Here is a 16,861-nt window from a genome sequence, read left to right as displayed (position 1 = left end):
CATTTTTTAATTATCTTTCTTTACCCAGTTTCCATTGTCGTTCTTTTCATACTTTTCCTCGACCGCGCTCCAGGCTACTTTAAATGCGGTTTTTTCTTGATCATACTGCTCAGATGCGGAATTAAAAGCTTCTTTAAAGATATCCTGTGCGTGAGGAGGCAAGTTGTTCTTCACTTGATCTGGTAGATCGTTTCGAGAATTGTAAGGCAAGGTAATCACTCTCCTTTGAAAGGTCTGTGATTACCTTACCCATGATGTACATTCTATAAACGATTACTGTTCTTTCTTCTCTACATAAACTTGATGAGGGAACGGAATTTCAATGCCGTTTGCATCAAGTGCTTCTTTAATTTCTTTACGTAACTGTCTCTCAACGCCCCACTGTTCCATATTTTGAGTTCTGCAAAGGACGCGTAGAACAACGTCTGACGATCCAAGGTTTTGTACGCCAAGTACATCTGGACCTTCGATAACAGCTTCGTTTGTAGCTGCTACGTTATCACAAACACCTTGAATCACTTTAATAGCATCATCAATATTATCATCATATGAAATCCCGATATCAACAAGCGCACGCATGTTTCCTCTTGAGTGGTTACTTAATGCACTAATTTCTCGGTTTGGTACATAGTTAAGTGTTCCGTCGAATGAACGAATGTGTGTGGTTCGTAATCCTACCTCTTCAACGATGCCTCCAAATCCACCTGCAGTAACATAGTCTCCAACATCCATTTGTTTCTCAAGAAGAATGAAAAACCCGGTAACGACATCACTTACAAGACCTTGAGCACCAAATCCTACAGCAAGCCCAATTATTCCGGCTCCGGCGATGAGAGCTTTAATATCAAATCCAAACGTTTCAAATATTATTGCTGCTGCCATAAATATCAGTACGTAAGAAAAGATGCTTTTCGCTAAATTCATTAGCGTATTCGCTCTTCCCTCACTCATATTCTGCTTTTCTGATACTTTTCCAAAGGTTCTTTCAATAAAGCGATTTCCTATGGCTTTTACGATCGCATAAACAATAAGAATTGCAATTAGCTTCAATAAGATCAGACCTGTATCAACTAGAAGACCAGCCCAATCAATGTTTTCAAAAAGTTCCAATTAACTTCCTCCTTCAAATATCCTTTACTTATGTACAGTTAACACACGACAAAGTATATCGAAAATTGTCGTGAGAATTCAAGTAAAGTAATGAAACAAGACTAATATTAAGATTTTCGTTATACTTAAGTTACCCTGTTTATTTGCCAATAAACGTGGGTACGATAGAGAAGTCGAAGGTTATTCCTTAGATTAAATTAATTATTAGTTAACATTGACTAAAAATAACTCATGTACTATAATGGCATTTGTGGGCGAAAGCCGCAGGATATTTTCTAGGAGGGATTTACACATGGTAGAACGCATGGTAGGTAAACAAGCACCCCGCTTCGAAATGGAAGCAGTTATGACAAACAAAGAATTCGGTAAAGTAAGTCTTGAAGAAAACATGAAAAACGATAAATGGACAGTACTTTTCTTCTATCCAATGGACTTTACTTTTGTGTGCCCAACTGAAATTACAGCACTTAGCGATCGTTTCGAAGAATTCGATGATCTTGATGCAGAAGTAATTGGTGTATCAACAGATACAATCCATACTCACCTAGCATGGATCAACACTGATCGTAACGAAAATGGTCTTGGTGACCTTAACTACGCACTTGCTGCAGATACAAATCATAAAGTTTCTAAAGAATATGGCGTATTTATTGAAGATGAAGGTGTTGCACTTCGCGGACTATTCATCATCAACCCTGAAGGTGAACTTCAGTACTCTGTTGTTAACCACAATAACATTGGCCGTGACGTAGATGAAACACTACGTGTATTACAAGCACTTCAAACTGGTGGACTTTGCCCAGCTAACTGGAAGCCAGGTCAAGAAACACTTAAATAAATTAACAAACCAAGCTCCAAGGAGGACAACCTCCTTGGAGCTTTTTTAGTTCCAAAAATAAAAATATGTTATAAAGATGAAGAAAAATTTTAATCAAAGAAGTGACGGCATTTCATTTAAATAATTCCGAATTTTAGGTCTAATAGGTGGTTATTTATTTCGAAATCCGATATATTATGTATATTGTCACTTGATTTTAATTCTTTATTGTCAGAGGGTGGTGCAAGGATGGAAACATTTAAAAGGTTGAAAGAATTCTATTGGCCATACAAAAAGCTTTTCCTTTGGTCAGTTTTCTCACTGGTTTTTGTTACGGGAATCACAGTGCTTTACCCGATGCTCTTACAGTTTACAATTGATGATGTCATTTTGAAACAGGAGTACAAATGGGTACCGTATCTTGCGTTTGGATTTATCGGCATCATGTTAGTAAAGGGAGTAGCGACGTTCTTTCAGCAGTATCTCGGGGATTTATTCGGTGTTACTGCAGTCTATCGTTTGAGGGAAGAACTCTACAAAAAGCTTCAATACCTACCTTTCCGTTATTACGATAATGCTAAGACGGGAGATTTAATGTCCAGGTTGACGGCGGATGTGGAAGGGTTTCGTTTTTTCCTTTCATTCGGTTTCGCTCAGGTAATCAACTTCATTCTACTAGTTAGCTTTAGCCTTGTTGTTATGTTCAGTTATTCTGTTCCGCTTGCTTTTGTAACGCTAGGAATGCTTCCATTTCTTGGGGTTGCAGTTTATATGTTCGATAAACGTGTTCACCCGGCTTTTAGAGGGATACGGAAATCGATGGCAAGACTGAATACGAAAGTACAGGAAAACATCAGCGGAATTAATACGGTGAAATCCTTATCGAGAGAGGATTTTGAGATTAATAAGTTTGTTGATAGCAATACAGATTACAGAGATAATTACTTAACAACTTCATACATATGGGCAAAATTCTTCCCATTGATGGAGTTTATCGGCAATCTGTGCGTTGTATTTCTTCTATCTTATGGAGGGTATCTTGTTTTTCAAAACCAGCTACAACCTGGTGAACTCGTGGCGTTCTTTAGTCTTGTCTGGTATATCATATGGCCAATTATGAACCTTGGGTTTGTAATCAATACGTTTTCTCAATCTAAAGCGTCTGGTGAACGATTGCTAGAAATACTTGATGAACCAGAAGATATTTATGATCGAGAAGGTGCGCTAGACGTAGAACGTATGGAGGGTCATGTTTCCTTTAAACAAGTAACACACAAATATGCTTCAGAGGATGACGAAGCATTAAAAGATATTTCATTTGAGGCGCCGAAAGGAACGACGATTGGTCTTCTTGGAGCCACAGGCGCGGGTAAAACAACTATTACTCAATTAATTGCACGTTTTTATGAGCCTACGAGTGGAGAGGTACTTATTGATGGACGAAGCATCAATGAATACACTGTAAAATCTCTTCGTAGAAACATTGGTGTTGTATTACAGGAGACGTTCTTATTTTCATCCACCATTCGAGATAACATTGCTTATGGTGATCCGGACGTATCCTTTGAAACAATACAGGACGCTGCGAAACGAGCGCAGGCTCATGACTTTATTATGGAAATGCCTGACGGCTATGACACAGTTCTTGGTGAACGTGGAATGGGTCTTTCTGGTGGGCAGAAGCAGAGGATTGCTATAGCAAGAGCGATTCTAACTGACCCAAGCATATTAATTCTCGATGATGCGACAAGCGCGGTCGATATGCAGACTGAAGGGAAGATCCAGAAAGCATTTCAGGAAGTGATGAAGGGAAGAACGACATTTATTATTGCGCACAGGATTTCTTCATTAAAACACGCTGATGAAATTCTCGTATTGAATGAAGGGAAAGTTGTCGAGCGTGGTAGACATAGGGATCTTATTGAAGATGATGGCTACTATCGTAGCATCTATAACATTCAATATCAGGATCGGGAGGAAATCATGGCAAGGCAAACAGGTTGAAATGGGGTGAAGAGTTGAAACAAAATCGAAGAGCGAGGTTCCATTACTCGCAAGATACAGCAATAGAAAAACAATTTAATTGGAAGCAAATGACGCGTTTACTTGGTTACATGGATCCTTATAAAAAGAACTTGCTGCCAAAAGCGATTATCTCGATGCTTTTATCAACAGCAGTAAGGTTGATAGTTCCTATTTTTATTGGTGTACTACTATTTGATCATGCGATTAAAAATCAGAATCAAACGCTGTTAGTTCAATTAATTTTCGGAATCGCTACCCTATACTTACTTTCATGGGTTGCTAACACCTATCGAATAAAATGGACCAATCAGCTTGGCCAGTATATTATCTATGACATTAGACAGGGGCTCTTTAAACATATTCAACGCCTGTCACATGGTTTTTTTGATAAGCGATCCGCAGGCTCAATTCTAGTAAGGATTATTAATGATGTGAATTCCATGCAGGAGCTATTTACAAGTGGTGTTATTAATCTATTGATGGATATTGTTCTTCTGTTTGGAATCATTGTCATCATGTTTGTACTTAGTCCTCAGCTTACGCTAGCTATTATGATTATCTTGCCGTTAATGTTTTTTATATCAACAAGCTTGAGAAAAAGAATTCGCCGATCATGGCAGCAAGTTCGAATTAAACAGGCTAAACTTAATTCTCATTTAAACGAGAGCATACAAGGAATTCGTGTTACGCAATCCTATACGCAAGAGCAAGGTAACATGGAATTCTTTGAAGGTGTGAATCATGAGAATTACGCTAGCTGGAAAGATGCAACACAAAAAAGTGCATTCTTTAGACCTTTCGTTGAAATGTCCAATGCGATTGGTACTGCAATCTTAATTTGGTTTGGTGTCTATCTGATTCAAAACGGAATGGACTATGGTGTATTTGTTACATTTGCTTTCTACCTTGGTATGTTTTGGGAACCTATTTCACGTCTAGGTCAAGTTTACAACCAACTGCTCGTTGCAATGGCTTCCTCGGAACGAATTTTTGAATTTCTAGATGAACAACCGAACGTACCTGAGAAGAAAGACGCAATTGAGCTTAAGGAAATGAAGGGCGAAATTACGTTTGAGAATGTTGAATTCTCATATGACGAAAGCCGTAAAGCTCTTCATGAAATGAGTCTTAGAATGAAAGCAGGGGAGACGGTTGCGCTTGTTGGGCATACAGGTTCAGGGAAGTCCACAATCGCCAATTTAATCAGTCGCTTCTACGATCCTACGAAGGGGACCGTACGAATTGATGGAAACGATCTAAAAGATGTTAAACTTGATAGCCTGAGAGAAAAGGTTAGCGTTGTCCTCCAGGATACATTCATTTTCTCAGGAACAATCATGGAAAATATTCGTTTCGGCCGACCGGATGCAACCAATGAGGAAGTGATTGAAGCGGCTAAAGCTGTTGGAGCTGATCAATTTATTAAACGATTAAGCAATGGTTATGAAACGGAAGTGGAAGAGCGTGGCAATGTTTTATCAGTAGGTGAACGTCAGTTGTTATCTTTTGCCCGCGCTCTTCTAGCTGACCCAAGAATTCTTATTCTGGATGAAGCAACCGCTAGTATTGACACAGAAACAGAGTTGAAAATCCAAAAAGCTCTTAACGTAGTGTTAAAAGGTAGAACTGCTATTATGATTGCTCACCGCCTTTCTACAATTCGTGAAGCAGATAATATTATCGTGTTAGATCATGGGCGAATATTAGAACAAGGTAATCATAGCGAATTAATGCGTAGTGGTGGCACGTATTATGAACTTGTTAAATCTCAATTTAATATGATGGATGCAGGATAAAGAAGCCGGTAGCGGCTTCTTTTTTTGCTTATGTTAATAAACAGTGTTGATTTTCGGCTCATTCGAGTGAAACTGAGGTTTCACTCGAATGAGCCGAAAATCGAGCAATATGAGCTAACATGGCCAATAAAAAAGGATCGCGCAATCATTGCGCGATCCTTTTTTAATAGGCTCTTTTCTAAAAAATTGTTGCTTTTGAAAGAATTTCTTATATAAAAAGCCACACTTCGCTAATTTGAGCGGAAGGATGCTCGACTCCTGCGGGACTAGCGGGACAGGTGAGACCCCGCAGGAGCGTCAGCGACGAGGAGGCTCACCGCCCGCCCCGCGGAAAGCGAGCATCCTGCAGCGGAAATTAACACGCTATAGCAACATTGTCTAAGAAAAGAGGCTTTCAAAAACAAAAATCTTCAAGAAAAGAGTCTAAATTATATACTTTGTGATACTTGTCACAAAGTTAGAGATAGGTCATAATAAGGTTATTAACAAGCATAATATTTCAATCGTTTCTATTGATAATAATGAGGGAAACAGAATAAGAGATAACTAGAAAACGGATTAAAAGGGGATGGACGAGTTGGAATTGGATTCAGCGATGCTAAGTCGTATGTTAACAAGCTTAACGCTCGGATTTCATATTATATTTGCAACACTTGGTGTTGGTGTTCCATTATTAATTAGCTTGGCGGAATTTATCGGCATTAAAAGAAATGATCCTTACTATACATTACTTGCTCGTCGATGGACGAGGGGATTTGTAGTAACCGTGGCTGTTGGCGTAGTAACTGGGACAGCAATAGGTCTTCAATTATCGCTATTATGGCCGAATTTCATGCAGCTTGCAGGACAGGTTATTAGTTTACCGTTATTCCTTGAAACATTTGCTTTCTTCTTTGAAGCAATCTTTCTAGGAATCTATCTTTATACTTGGGATCGGTTTAAGAAGCCTATTTATCATTGGATCATTTCAATACCTGTTATTATCGGGTCAACACTTTCAGCAGTGTTTATTTCAACAGTGAACGCATTTATGAATGCTCCACAAGGTTTTACAATGGTCGGTGGTGTTCTGACAGATATCGAGCCTCTCGTAGCCATGTTCAACCCAGCTACACCTACAAAAGTAGGTCATGTTGTTATGTCTGCTTACTTAACGTCTGCTATGGTCCTTGCCGCGATTACGGCATTTAGTATGCTTAAAGGTAAGAGGAGCATCTATTATAAAAAAGCTTTGAAACTTACAATGACCGCAGGATTTATTTTTGCCATTGGTACAGCAGTTATCGGAGACTTCTCTGGTAAGTTTCTCGCAGAATATCAGCCTGAGAAATTAGCAGCTGCAGAGTGGCATTTTGAAACGAAGGAAAATGCTGACCTTGTAGTTGGAGGATTTCTAGATCGGGAAACTGAAGAAGTTAAGTATGGTCTTGTTCTACCTAATTTCTTAAGTATTCTTGCACATGGTAATCCTAATTCAGAGGTGATGGGTCTTGATCAAGTTTCTGAAGACGAAATTCCGCCACTATTTATTCACTACCTTTTTGATGGAATGGTAGGTATAGGAATGTTCCTGGCAGCACTAACGTTTTTCTACATGATTGCCCTTCGAACAAAGCGATTTAACGTAGAAAATAATTGGCTTCTTCGCTTAATTGTTCTTGCTGGACCACTTTCTGTGCTTGCTATCGAATTTGGCTGGATTTTCTCTGAAGTTGGTCGTCAGCCATGGATCTTGTGGGATATACTCAGAACAGGACATGCTGCAACGACCTCTGATAGCGTTGGATTAATGTTTATTCTTTTCTTACTGCTATATATTGTGTTAGGTACACTCTGTGTAACTGTTCTACGCAAAATGTTTAAAACAAATCCAGCTGAGAACGAGCTAGAGGAAATTACCCGAACGAAATAAGATGAGGTCAGATCGAGAGGTGTGAAGTTATGGACATTCAATTAGTAGGTATAACGGTACTTTGGGTTTTCCTTTACGGGTATTTAATTACAGCATCCATCGATTTTGGAGCAGGTTTCTTTGCTTACTACGGGGAGCTCACTGGACGTGAGCACATTATTAATAAAATTATTAGTCGTTACTTATCACCGGTTTGGGAAGTAACGAACGTATTTTTTGTATTCTTTTTTGTTGGACTAGTCGGTTTTTTCCCTGATACAGCATATTATTATGGTACAGCTTTACTCGTACCTGGTAGCATAGCAATTGTTCTTATAGCGATTCGTGGATCGTTCTATGCTTTTGGTAATTATGGAGCGAAGAAAAGTAGGGTGTACACGTTTCTATATGGTGTAACAGGGTTATTAATACCAGCATCTCTTTCAACAGCCTTAACGTTATCTGAAGGAGGGTTCATTGAGGAAGTAAACGGAGAGGTGATATTTCTAGCAGGTGAACTATTTTCAAGCTTCTATTCCTGGTCAGTTGTTCTACTAGCGATTGTTTCTGTGCTCTTTATTAGTGCAGCCTTCCTTACGTACTATGCAAGCAGGGCGAATGACGAGCCGGCGCTAGAGTTGCTAAGAAAGTACGCGCTTTTCTGGAGTGTACCAACGATTCTGTCGAGTATACTCGTTTTTGTTGCCCTTCAGCAGCATAACCCAGTTCATTTCGAAGAGACACTAGACTACGCTTGGTTTTTTATTGCTTCCTTATTTTGTTTTTTAATTGCAACATACTTTATATTTAATAAAAAGCGTTATGGAACGGCATTTCTTTTCGTAATGTTACAGTTTTTCTTCGCCTTCTTTGGATACGGTATTTCACATTTACCATGGATTTTATATGATTACATTACAATTTACTCCGGGTATACGAATGAAACTACCGGTGTTTATCTTATTGTAGCCTTTATTGCTGGCCTCTGCCTCCTAGTTCCGTCGCTTATTCTGTTAATGAGGTTATTCCTTTTCGATGCAGAATATGTAAAGGGTAATAAGTCATAATGAAGACGTATTGACACTGTTAATCAAAGTGGTAGGATAGAATGGATGGTGCACCGGCTTTCGTGCCGGTGCTGTTTCTTTCTGGATAAGTAGGAGGAGTGTACGTTGAAAAAGCAATTTGCTGTAATTGGACTCGGCCGTTTTGGAGGCAGTATATGTAAATCATTAAGTCAACAGGGAATGGAAGTTCTTGCGATTGATATGGATGAGGATAAAGTTAATGAATTCTCTTCTGTGGCAACACATGCTGTAATCGCTGACTCAACAGACGAAAGTGTCCTGAAGAATCTTGGTATTCGAAACTTTGATCATGTTATTGTTGCGATTGGAGATAACATTCAATCAAGTATTTTAACAACACTAATTCTAAAGGAACTAGGAGTTAGTAAAATTACTGTGAAAGCACAGAATGATTACCATGAAAAAGTGTTAAATAAAATTGGTGCAGATAAAATTGTACACCCGGAACGTGATATGGGTGTTAGAATTGCGCACAACATCGTTTCAAATAGCGTATTAGATTATTTAGAGCTTTCGGATGAGCATAGTATCGTCGAGCTTATTGCTAACTCTAGAATGGATAATAAATCGATTATAGAACTGGATATACGTGCTAAGTATGGGGCGAATATCGTAGCTATTAAAAATGGTGACGAAATTATTGTATCACCACAAGCCGATCAGAAAATTTATAAAGGTGATATTCTAATCGTTATCGGGTCTGATCAGGATATTAATCGTTTGGAACGCCAATTATTGAATCGTGATTAAAATTAGTTAAACGTAGAAAACAGCCTGTCATTTCGACAGGCTGTTTTTTTTGATTTATTAAATTTCCATAATGATCGGTAAGATCATCGGACGACGCTTTGTTTTTTCATATAAGAAAGGTGCAAGTGTATCTGTGATCTCGTTTTTAATTTCTGACCACTGACTTGTTCGTTTTTCCATTACCCCGTTTAAATGCTTTGATAAGAGTTCTTGAGCGTCATTAATAAGGTCACCAGATTCTCTCATATAGACAAATCCTCTTGAGATAATATCTGGACCAGAAAGAATTTTGAACTCCTTCATGTTAATGGAAACAACAACGATAACGAGTCCTTCTTCAGAAAGGATTTTACGATCGCGTAGAACGATATTTCCGATATCGCCAATTCCTTTACCGTCTACATAAACAGATCCGGATGGAATTTTACCACTAATGGATGCTTCGTTTTCGCTAAGTGCAAGTACTTCACCATTATCCATGATAAAGGAGTGGTCTTGCGGAATGCCACAATCTTGAGCGAGTTTCGTATGCATTTTAAGCATGCGGTACTCACCGTGGATCGGCATGAAGAACTTAGGTTTGATCAGACGAAGCATAAGTTTCTGTTCATCCTGACCACCGTGTCCAGAAGTGTGAATATCGCTAAGCTTATGGTGAATAACGTCTGCACCAGCACGAGAAAGTTGGTTGATAATTCTTGAAACACTAACCTGGTTACCAGGGATAGGAGAAGAAGAGAATACAACCGTATCTCCAGGGATGATCTGAATTTGACGATGTGTTGCATTAGCAATTCTAGAAAGTGCAGCCATCGGTTCACCCTGACTACCTGTACAAAGGATCGTAACTTTGTTCTCAGGAAGACGATTGATTTGGTGTGCGTCGATAAATGTATCCTTAGGAGCGCGAATATAACCAAGCTCCTGACCAATCGTTATGTTTGCTTCCATGCTACGTCCGAATACAGCGACTTTACGGCCGTTTTCTACTGCTGCTTCAACAACTTGCTGTAGACGGTGAATGTTAGATGCAAATGTTGCGAAAATAACTCGTCCATCAACTTTTCTGAAGATGTCCTGAATGGTTTCACCCACACGTCGTTCTGACATGGTGAAGCCAGGAACTTCACTATTCGTACTATCTGAAAGAAGAGCAAGAACGCCTTCTTTACCGATTTCTGCCATCTTTGTTAAATTAGCTGGTTCTCCAACAGGAGTAAAGTCAAACTTAAAGTCACCAGTGTGAACGATGTTACCTGGTGGTGTCTTTACTACAACTCCGTAAGAATCTGGAATACTATGAGTTGTTCTAAAGAACATGACAGATGTTTTTCTGAATTTAATAATGTCTTCTTCTGTAATTTCATTTAACGAAGCACCACGTAGAAGGCCATGCTCTTCAAGTTTATTTCGAATAAACCCTAGGGCTAGCTTCCCACCATAGATAGGTACATTGATTTCACGAAGCAAGTAAGGGATGCCGCCTATATGGTCTTCGTGACCGTGGGTAATGAATAACCCTTTAATCTTGTCTTGATTTTTTACAAGGTAAGAGTAATCAGGAATAACATAGTCAATTCCTAATAACTCTTCTTCAGGAAATTTGATCCCTGCGTCCACAAGGATAATTTCATCCTGAAATTGAATACCGTACATGTTTTTACCGATTTCTCCGAGTCCGCCTAATGCGAAAACGGCTGTTTGATGATTTTTAACAAATTTCATAGTCTATACATTCTCCAATTCAAAGTGCTCTGATTTTTGCTCAAACTCTAGAAACTCATCTTCTACAGTTTGAATAAATTCGATATTATGGTTGCGTTCCTTTAATTTGTAACGAACTTCCCGTTCAGAATTAGCCTCAACGTACAGGCTCTTTGTTCGTTCTCTTACAGGAACCTCCTCTTTGGTGTCCTGATAAAAAACTTTATAAATCATTCTTAATCTCTCCTTAACTCAGACAATTTGTGTGCATCTCCGTTCATTATATAGGAAATTGGTTTCTTTTTCATGTTTCTAGTGATATTTCCATGATAAATAGGAGAATTCGCATGAATTTTTATGAAAAAATCGTTATTCAATGGAGTGTTTAGGTTGTGGAAATAGCATATTTCTCCACGTTTGCTTTAACTTTCGCTTCATTTTTCGATACATGATTCTCATCCTTTCTATTTTATTGGCTATTGTTATTATTTATCAGTACTCATTGAATTAGTTTGGGAAAAGATGGGAAGGTGTACCGAGAGACAGGAGTTTTCATTTCTTGTAAAATATATGAAGATGATTGTGTAAAGGAGTGAAGGCTTGAGACTTTTTGCAGCACTAGTTTCATTAAGTTTAATTTGGGGCATGTCTTTCATGTTCATTAAATTAATTGTACCCGTGGTCGGCCCGTGGGGAGTTGTATTCTATCGATGTCTACTTGGTGCTAGTGCAATCCTCATTTATCTTCTTGTAAGAGGAAGGTTTAAAGAATTAAAGAAACAGTTACCGTGGGGAAGTCTTGTATTTGTAGGGGTAATGAATGCTCTCATTCCCTGGGGAATGATTGCTTTAAGTGAAGAACGCATATCAAGCAGTCTTGCTGCAACATTGAATGCCACAACTCCGCTTTTTACAACAGTTCTTGGTGCTATTTTCTTTGGACGAATTTTATTTAGGAAACAATGGTCAGGGGTTATTGTCGGTTTTATTGGAATTCTCTTTCTGATTGATCTCGATTTAACCACCTTATTTGAAGAAGATTGGCGCGGTATTGTTCCTATGTTGATTGCTACAGCCTGCTATGGTTTTGCTTCTCAATATACGAAGAAGAAACTTAAGGTTGTCCCTGTAGATGTTCTCGCACTTGTTACACTATCGGTTGGAGCACTTGGAGGATTCGTGATTATGTATTTAATGGGAGAAGGGGCCAGCCAGTTTACGTTACTACTTCAACGTGATATTCTAATATCGCTATTTGGTCTAGGTGTACTTGGCTCCGGCATAGCATATTTGCTGTTCTTCTATATGATCCAAAAGGGAAGCGCTGAATTTGCGACGCTTGTAACATACCTTGTACCTGTTACGGCCTTAATTTGGGGAAATGTCTATTTAGATGAAACCATTACAATGCCAATGATTATAGGATTGATTTGCGTTTTTGCTGGGGTTTACATGTCTAGTCGACCAGCGAAGGTTGAACGGAAATCGTATAGGAAATCTGCCTAATTAAGAAGTATAATAAAATAAAGATAGGTGAAGAGAGATATGAACAATGAGAAAATTGTATTCTTTGATATAGATGGAACACTTTTAGATCATGATAAACGAATTCCAGCATCTACAAGAGAATCACTACAAAAACTTACTGAAAAGGGAGTTCATGTAGCGATTGCAACAGGTAGAGCACCTTTCATGTTCGCAAATCTTCGTGAAGACCTTGGAATCGATACATTTATTAGTTTTAATGGGCAATATGTAAAGCATAAGGAGAATGTTGTGCTTACAAATCCTCTTAGCAAAGAAGAAATTACATCGTTAGAAGAAGCTGCTAAAGAGAATGGTCATCCAATGGTTTTCCTTGATCATGAAGCGATGATGAGCAACCATGATCAGCATCCGCATATTATGAAAAGTATGGATGATCTTAAAATGCACTATCCTGGTTATGATCCTTCTTACTACCACTCAAGAGAAATATATCAAGCTTTGTTATTCTGCGAAAGTAAAGAAGAGCCTAATTACCGTGACACTTATGGCAACCTTGATTTTATTCGCTGGCATGATTTTTCAATGGATGTGATTCCTCCTGGTGGTTCGAAAGCAAGAGGAATCGAAGCTATGATTGAACATCTTGGATTTAAACGTGAGAATACGTACGCTTTTGGAGATGCGTTGAACGATATTGAAATGCTAAAGTTCGCTGGAACAGGTATTGCGATGGGAAATGCATACGAAGAAGTGAAGCAGGTAGCGGATGTAATCACAGACCCGGTTGATCAAAATGGAATTAGAAGTGGGCTAGAGAAAGTTGGCTTGCTTTAATAGAAAAGGATCGCGCAACTGCGCGATCCTTTTTACAATATGAACACTATCGATTGAGAGGAGATAATTCACTTGCTTCTTCATTATTAATACGATCATAAAACATAATTCCGTCAAGGTGATCAATCTCATGTTGAACAACGATTGATGGTAGACCCTTTAATCTAACTTTTACAGCTTCACCCTCAGCGTCTATGCCTTTCACTGTAATTCTTGCAAACCTTGGTACGGCTCCTGGTACTTCACGATCAACCGATAGACAGCCTTCTCCTCCATCTAGAAAGGTTTTTTCAACTGAATGACTGATAATTTTGGGATTCATTAATCCATAGCTATATAATGTTCCTTTTTGGTCTGTTACATGAACAGCAATCATTCGTTTACCAACACCAATTTGTGGTGCTGCAATACCAATTCCTGAACGTAGCTCATATTTTATTGCAGTTTCTGGATCCTGACTATTAATTAGAAATTGCTGCATGTCTCGAAGAATTTGTTTCTCCTCTTCTGTGGCAGGCAACTCAATCTCCTTAGCCTGCTCAGTTAAGATTGGATCGCCTTCTCTGCGAATATCTTTCATTGTTAACATGTACTGGTTCACTCCTATTCAAAACGGTCTTCCTACCATATTAGTATATTCAACTTTATTTAAGGAATAAAGGATAAAGTAATAAGCTAACCTGAATAGCCCTAGTTTAGCATATCATTAAGGGGCATAAAATCTCTTGTGATTATAAGAGTGTTGCCATAGATCTCCGCTTCAGGATGCTCGCTTTCCTTGGTGCGGGACGCTTGAGCCTCCTCGGCGCACAAAAGCATTGCCCCTGTGGGGTCTCACCTGTCCCGCTAGTCCCGCAGGAGTCGAGCATCCTTCCGCTCCAATCAGCCAAACTTGATTCTTTATACAAAAATTCTTTCGAAAGCAATAATCTTTGAGAAATGAGCCTTTAGAAAAGAGGCATTTATAAAGATTCTAAGCACCTTATTTATTTGAATATGTCAGATTGATGTTTTTGTGAAGGCGAATTAATTCAATATAATATGAAAAATGGACTGTTCTATTGGGTTCTGTATTATGGTATAGTAATCAAGGTATAATTCTATTGGAATCAATTGGATATGTGGGGGGACTTCTTTTGTTGCGTAAATATCGTTTAGGAATTATTTCTCTATTTTTCTGTTTTCTCATGGTTGGTTTAGCCGGTTGTCAATTTGGTAGTAGTACAGAAGAAAAAATGTACGACCACCTGGAGGAGACGGTTGCTCTTGAAGATCAGTTTAGAGAACAGCAAAAGCCATTGGCTAAAGCAGAAAAGAAAGAACAAGATATTTATAATGAAATTGTGGCATTAAGTATGGATGAGTTTGATAAAATCGAGAAGCTTTCTAAAGAAGCTGAAGAATACACCGATAAAAGACTTGAGTACTTAAAGAAAGAAAAAGAAAGCATAGATGAAGCTTATAAAGAATTCGAGGAAATTAAAGACTTAGAAGACGACCTCGAAGGTAAGGTGAAGGAAGATGCAAATACGCTAATCGACAAAATGGATAAGCGCTATAATGCATATAAAAAGTTACATAGTGAATATAAAGCTGGTGTAAAGGAAGATAAAGAGTTGTATAGCTCACTTCAAGATAAAGAGCTTACTTTAGAACAACTTCAAAATCAAATTAAAGCAATCAACGAACAGTACAGCAAAGTTGCTGAACAAAAAGACGCCTTTAATAAGTATACATCGGAATTTAATGATGCTAAAAAAGCTTTTTATAAATCAGCTGAATTAGATGTTAACTACGGTGAATAATAAAAAACCACTCAATTTGAGTGGTTTTTTATTATTTCATAGGCTTTTCGTAGACATTATTGCTATTGGTCTTTCCTGTTATTTACACTAATACAGTTTCATTAGTTAGAATGTAACAGATAATATTTGTGAAGTAATATGTAAATAAGAAATCAATCAATTGACTTGAAACTTACTGTATTGTAAACTTAAAAACGAACTTACTCATGAAGAGAAGCACTCCCTTATTCTTACTGATACAGACTATTAAACGCAGTAATACATAGCACTAGGGATTATTTCTTCAGAAATAAGGGTATGACATTGAGTGATGTCTTAAAGTAAAGCAATTTAATGAATGCAATATGTCATTTAATAACGTTGAAATGGACATGCTAGATATGTCTGTAAACTGAACGACCCACTCACAATTGCTAATGCAATTAAATAATCTATCTCTTTATGAATGAAAGGATGAGGTGAAAGGTATGGGAACAAAAACCATCGAAAACATCGAAGGCCAATTTGAAATGTTCCAGATTCTAAATGAAAATGGCGAAATCGTTAACAAAGAAGCGATGCCTGAACTATCAGACGAGCAGCTTCAAGAATTGATGCACCGCATGGTGTACACACGAATTCTTGATCAGCGTTCAATCTCGTTGAACCGTCAGGGACGTCTTGGTTTCTACGCGCCTACTGCTGGACAGGAAGCTTCACAACTAGGAAGTCAATATGCACTTGATAAGGAAGACTGGATTCTTCCAGGTTACCGTGATGTTCCACAGATCATCTGGCACGGTCTTCCGTTATATAAAGCATTCTTATTCTCACGTGGCCACTATGTAGGAAACCAGGCTGACGGCCTAAACGTATTGAGCCCACAAATCATCATTGGTGCTCAAATCACGCAAACTGCTGGTGTTGCACTTGGACTTAAGAAAAAAGGAAAGAAAAACGTAGCAATTACTTACACAGGTGACGGTGGTGCTTCTCAAGGTGATTTCTATGAAGGAATGAACTTTGCAGGTGCTTATGCTGCACCAGCAATCTTCGTTGTTCAAAACAACCGTTTTGCAATTTCTGTTCCAGTTGAAAAGCAATCTGCAGCGAAAACAATCGCTCAAAAAGCTGTTGCTGCAGGTATTCAGGGAGTACAGGTAGACGGTATGGACGTTCTTGCTGTTTATAAAGCAGTAACGGATGCTCGCGAGCGTGCAATTAACGGTGAAGGTCCAACTCTAATTGAGACAATGACATACCGTTATGGTCCACATACAATGGCTGGTGATGATCCAACTCGTTACCGTTCTGAAGATCTAGATAGCGAATGGGAAAAGAAAGATCCAATCGTTCGCTTCCGCAAGTATCTTGAAAGCAAAGACCTTTGGAATGAAGAAAAAGAAAACGAAGTTGTAGATAAAGCGAAAGCAGAAATTAAAGCTGCAATTAAGCAAGCTGATGAAACTCCGAAGCAGAAAGTAACGGATCTCATTTCTCATATGTATGAAGAGCTTCCTTACAACCTTCGTGAGCAATACGAACAATATAGTGCAAAGGAGTCGAAGTAAGCT

At 38.5% G+C, this 16,861-nt stretch carries 15 protein-coding genes; 10 read left to right on the top strand and 5 right to left on the bottom strand.

The features are described 5' to 3' along the window. Positions 1-6: 6 nt before the first annotated feature. A complete protein-coding gene (locus FBF83_RS03240; protein ID WP_136945684.1) occupies positions 7-210 on the bottom strand; it encodes a ChaB family protein in 204 nt (67 codons plus the stop codon). Between the two features lie 63 nt (positions 211-273). Beyond that, positions 274-1,110, bottom strand: a complete 837-nt coding sequence (locus FBF83_RS03235; protein ID WP_136945683.1) for a mechanosensitive ion channel family protein — start codon at positions 1,108-1,110, stop codon at positions 274-276. A 292-nt stretch (positions 1,111-1,402) separates the two neighbouring features. On the opposite strand from FBF83_RS03235, the gene FBF83_RS03230 reads away from it, so the two are divergent. The 6 genes from FBF83_RS03230 to FBF83_RS03205 all read left to right on the top strand — a co-directional run bounded on the left by FBF83_RS03230 (position 1,403) and on the right by FBF83_RS03205 (position 9,477). Continuing rightward, on the top strand, positions 1,403-1,948 hold the full coding sequence (locus tag FBF83_RS03230) for a peroxiredoxin (protein WP_136945682.1): 546 nt from the start codon (positions 1,403-1,405) through the stop codon (positions 1,946-1,948). A gap of 228 nt (positions 1,949-2,176) precedes the next feature. Then, on the top strand, positions 2,177-3,931 hold the full coding sequence (locus FBF83_RS03225) for an ABC transporter ATP-binding protein (protein WP_136945681.1): 1,755 nt from the start codon (positions 2,177-2,179) through the stop codon (positions 3,929-3,931). 14 nt (positions 3,932-3,945) lie between these two features. Further along, positions 3,946-5,748 carry an ABC transporter ATP-binding protein gene (locus FBF83_RS03220; protein ID WP_240687957.1) on the top strand — a complete coding sequence of 601 codons (1,803 nt, stop codon included), beginning with the start codon at positions 3,946-3,948 and terminating at the stop codon, positions 5,746-5,748. Positions 5,749-6,325: 577 nt separating this feature from the next. Then, positions 6,326-7,660 (top strand): cytochrome ubiquinol oxidase subunit I, encoded by a 1,335-nt coding sequence (locus FBF83_RS03215; protein ID WP_169525234.1) that lies wholly within the window; start codon positions 6,326-6,328, stop codon positions 7,658-7,660. A gap of 29 nt (positions 7,661-7,689) precedes the next feature. Then, the gene (locus FBF83_RS03210; RefSeq protein WP_136945679.1) at positions 7,690-8,706 is read left to right on the top strand and encodes a cytochrome d ubiquinol oxidase subunit II; all 1,017 of its coding nucleotides are present in this window, start codon (positions 7,690-7,692) and stop codon (positions 8,704-8,706) included. A gap of 105 nt (positions 8,707-8,811) precedes the next feature. Beyond that, positions 8,812-9,477: a potassium channel family protein gene (locus tag FBF83_RS03205; protein WP_048309976.1), complete on the top strand. Its 666-nt coding sequence runs from the start codon at positions 8,812-8,814 to the stop codon at positions 9,475-9,477. Positions 9,478-9,534: 57 nt separating this feature from the next. Here the strand turns inward: FBF83_RS03205 and rnjA are convergent, their stop codons facing one another. Together rnjA and FBF83_RS03195 are read right to left on the bottom strand one after the other, a co-directional pair. Beyond that, positions 9,535-11,202: a ribonuclease J1 gene (gene rnjA / locus FBF83_RS03200; RefSeq protein WP_136945678.1), complete on the bottom strand. Its 1,668-nt coding sequence runs from the start codon at positions 11,200-11,202 to the stop codon at positions 9,535-9,537. A gap of 3 nt (positions 11,203-11,205) precedes the next feature. Continuing rightward, positions 11,206-11,415 (bottom strand): DNA-dependent RNA polymerase subunit epsilon, encoded by a 210-nt coding sequence (locus tag FBF83_RS03195; protein ID WP_048309974.1) that lies wholly within the window; start codon positions 11,413-11,415, stop codon positions 11,206-11,208. A gap of 366 nt (positions 11,416-11,781) precedes the next feature. Between FBF83_RS03195 and FBF83_RS03190 the strand changes: the two genes are divergently transcribed. Continuing rightward, positions 11,782-12,687, top strand: coding sequence for a DMT family transporter (locus FBF83_RS03190; protein WP_136945677.1), 906 nt, complete (start codon positions 11,782-11,784; stop codon positions 12,685-12,687). Positions 12,688-12,726: 39 nt separating this feature from the next. Beyond that, positions 12,727-13,503 carry a Cof-type HAD-IIB family hydrolase gene (locus tag FBF83_RS03185; protein WP_136945676.1) on the top strand — a complete coding sequence of 259 codons (777 nt, stop codon included), beginning with the start codon at positions 12,727-12,729 and terminating at the stop codon, positions 13,501-13,503. A 46-nt stretch (positions 13,504-13,549) separates the two neighbouring features. Here FBF83_RS03185 and def read toward each other — a convergent pair whose 3' ends face one another. Then, the gene (def, locus tag FBF83_RS03180; RefSeq protein ID WP_136945675.1) at positions 13,550-14,092 is read right to left on the bottom strand and encodes a peptide deformylase; all 543 of its coding nucleotides are present in this window, start codon (positions 14,090-14,092) and stop codon (positions 13,550-13,552) included. A gap of 514 nt (positions 14,093-14,606) precedes the next feature. Between def and FBF83_RS03175 the strand changes: the two genes are divergently transcribed. Further along, the gene (locus tag FBF83_RS03175) at positions 14,607-15,308 is read left to right on the top strand and encodes a YkyA family protein (RefSeq protein WP_136945674.1); all 702 of its coding nucleotides are present in this window, start codon (positions 14,607-14,609) and stop codon (positions 15,306-15,308) included. A 467-nt stretch (positions 15,309-15,775) separates the two neighbouring features. Beyond that, a complete protein-coding gene (pdhA, locus tag FBF83_RS03170) occupies positions 15,776-16,858 on the top strand; it encodes a pyruvate dehydrogenase (acetyl-transferring) E1 component subunit alpha (RefSeq protein ID WP_136945673.1) in 1,083 nt (360 codons plus the stop codon). The last annotated feature ends 3 nt before the right edge of the window (positions 16,859-16,861 follow it).

Origin of the sequence: Guptibacillus hwajinpoensis (assembly GCF_005144865.1) — a bacterium.
Taxonomy (GTDB): Bacteria; Bacillota; Bacilli; order Bacillales; family Guptibacillaceae; genus Guptibacillus; species Guptibacillus hwajinpoensis_A.
This window is presented reverse-complemented; position numbering and strand designations above follow the sequence as displayed.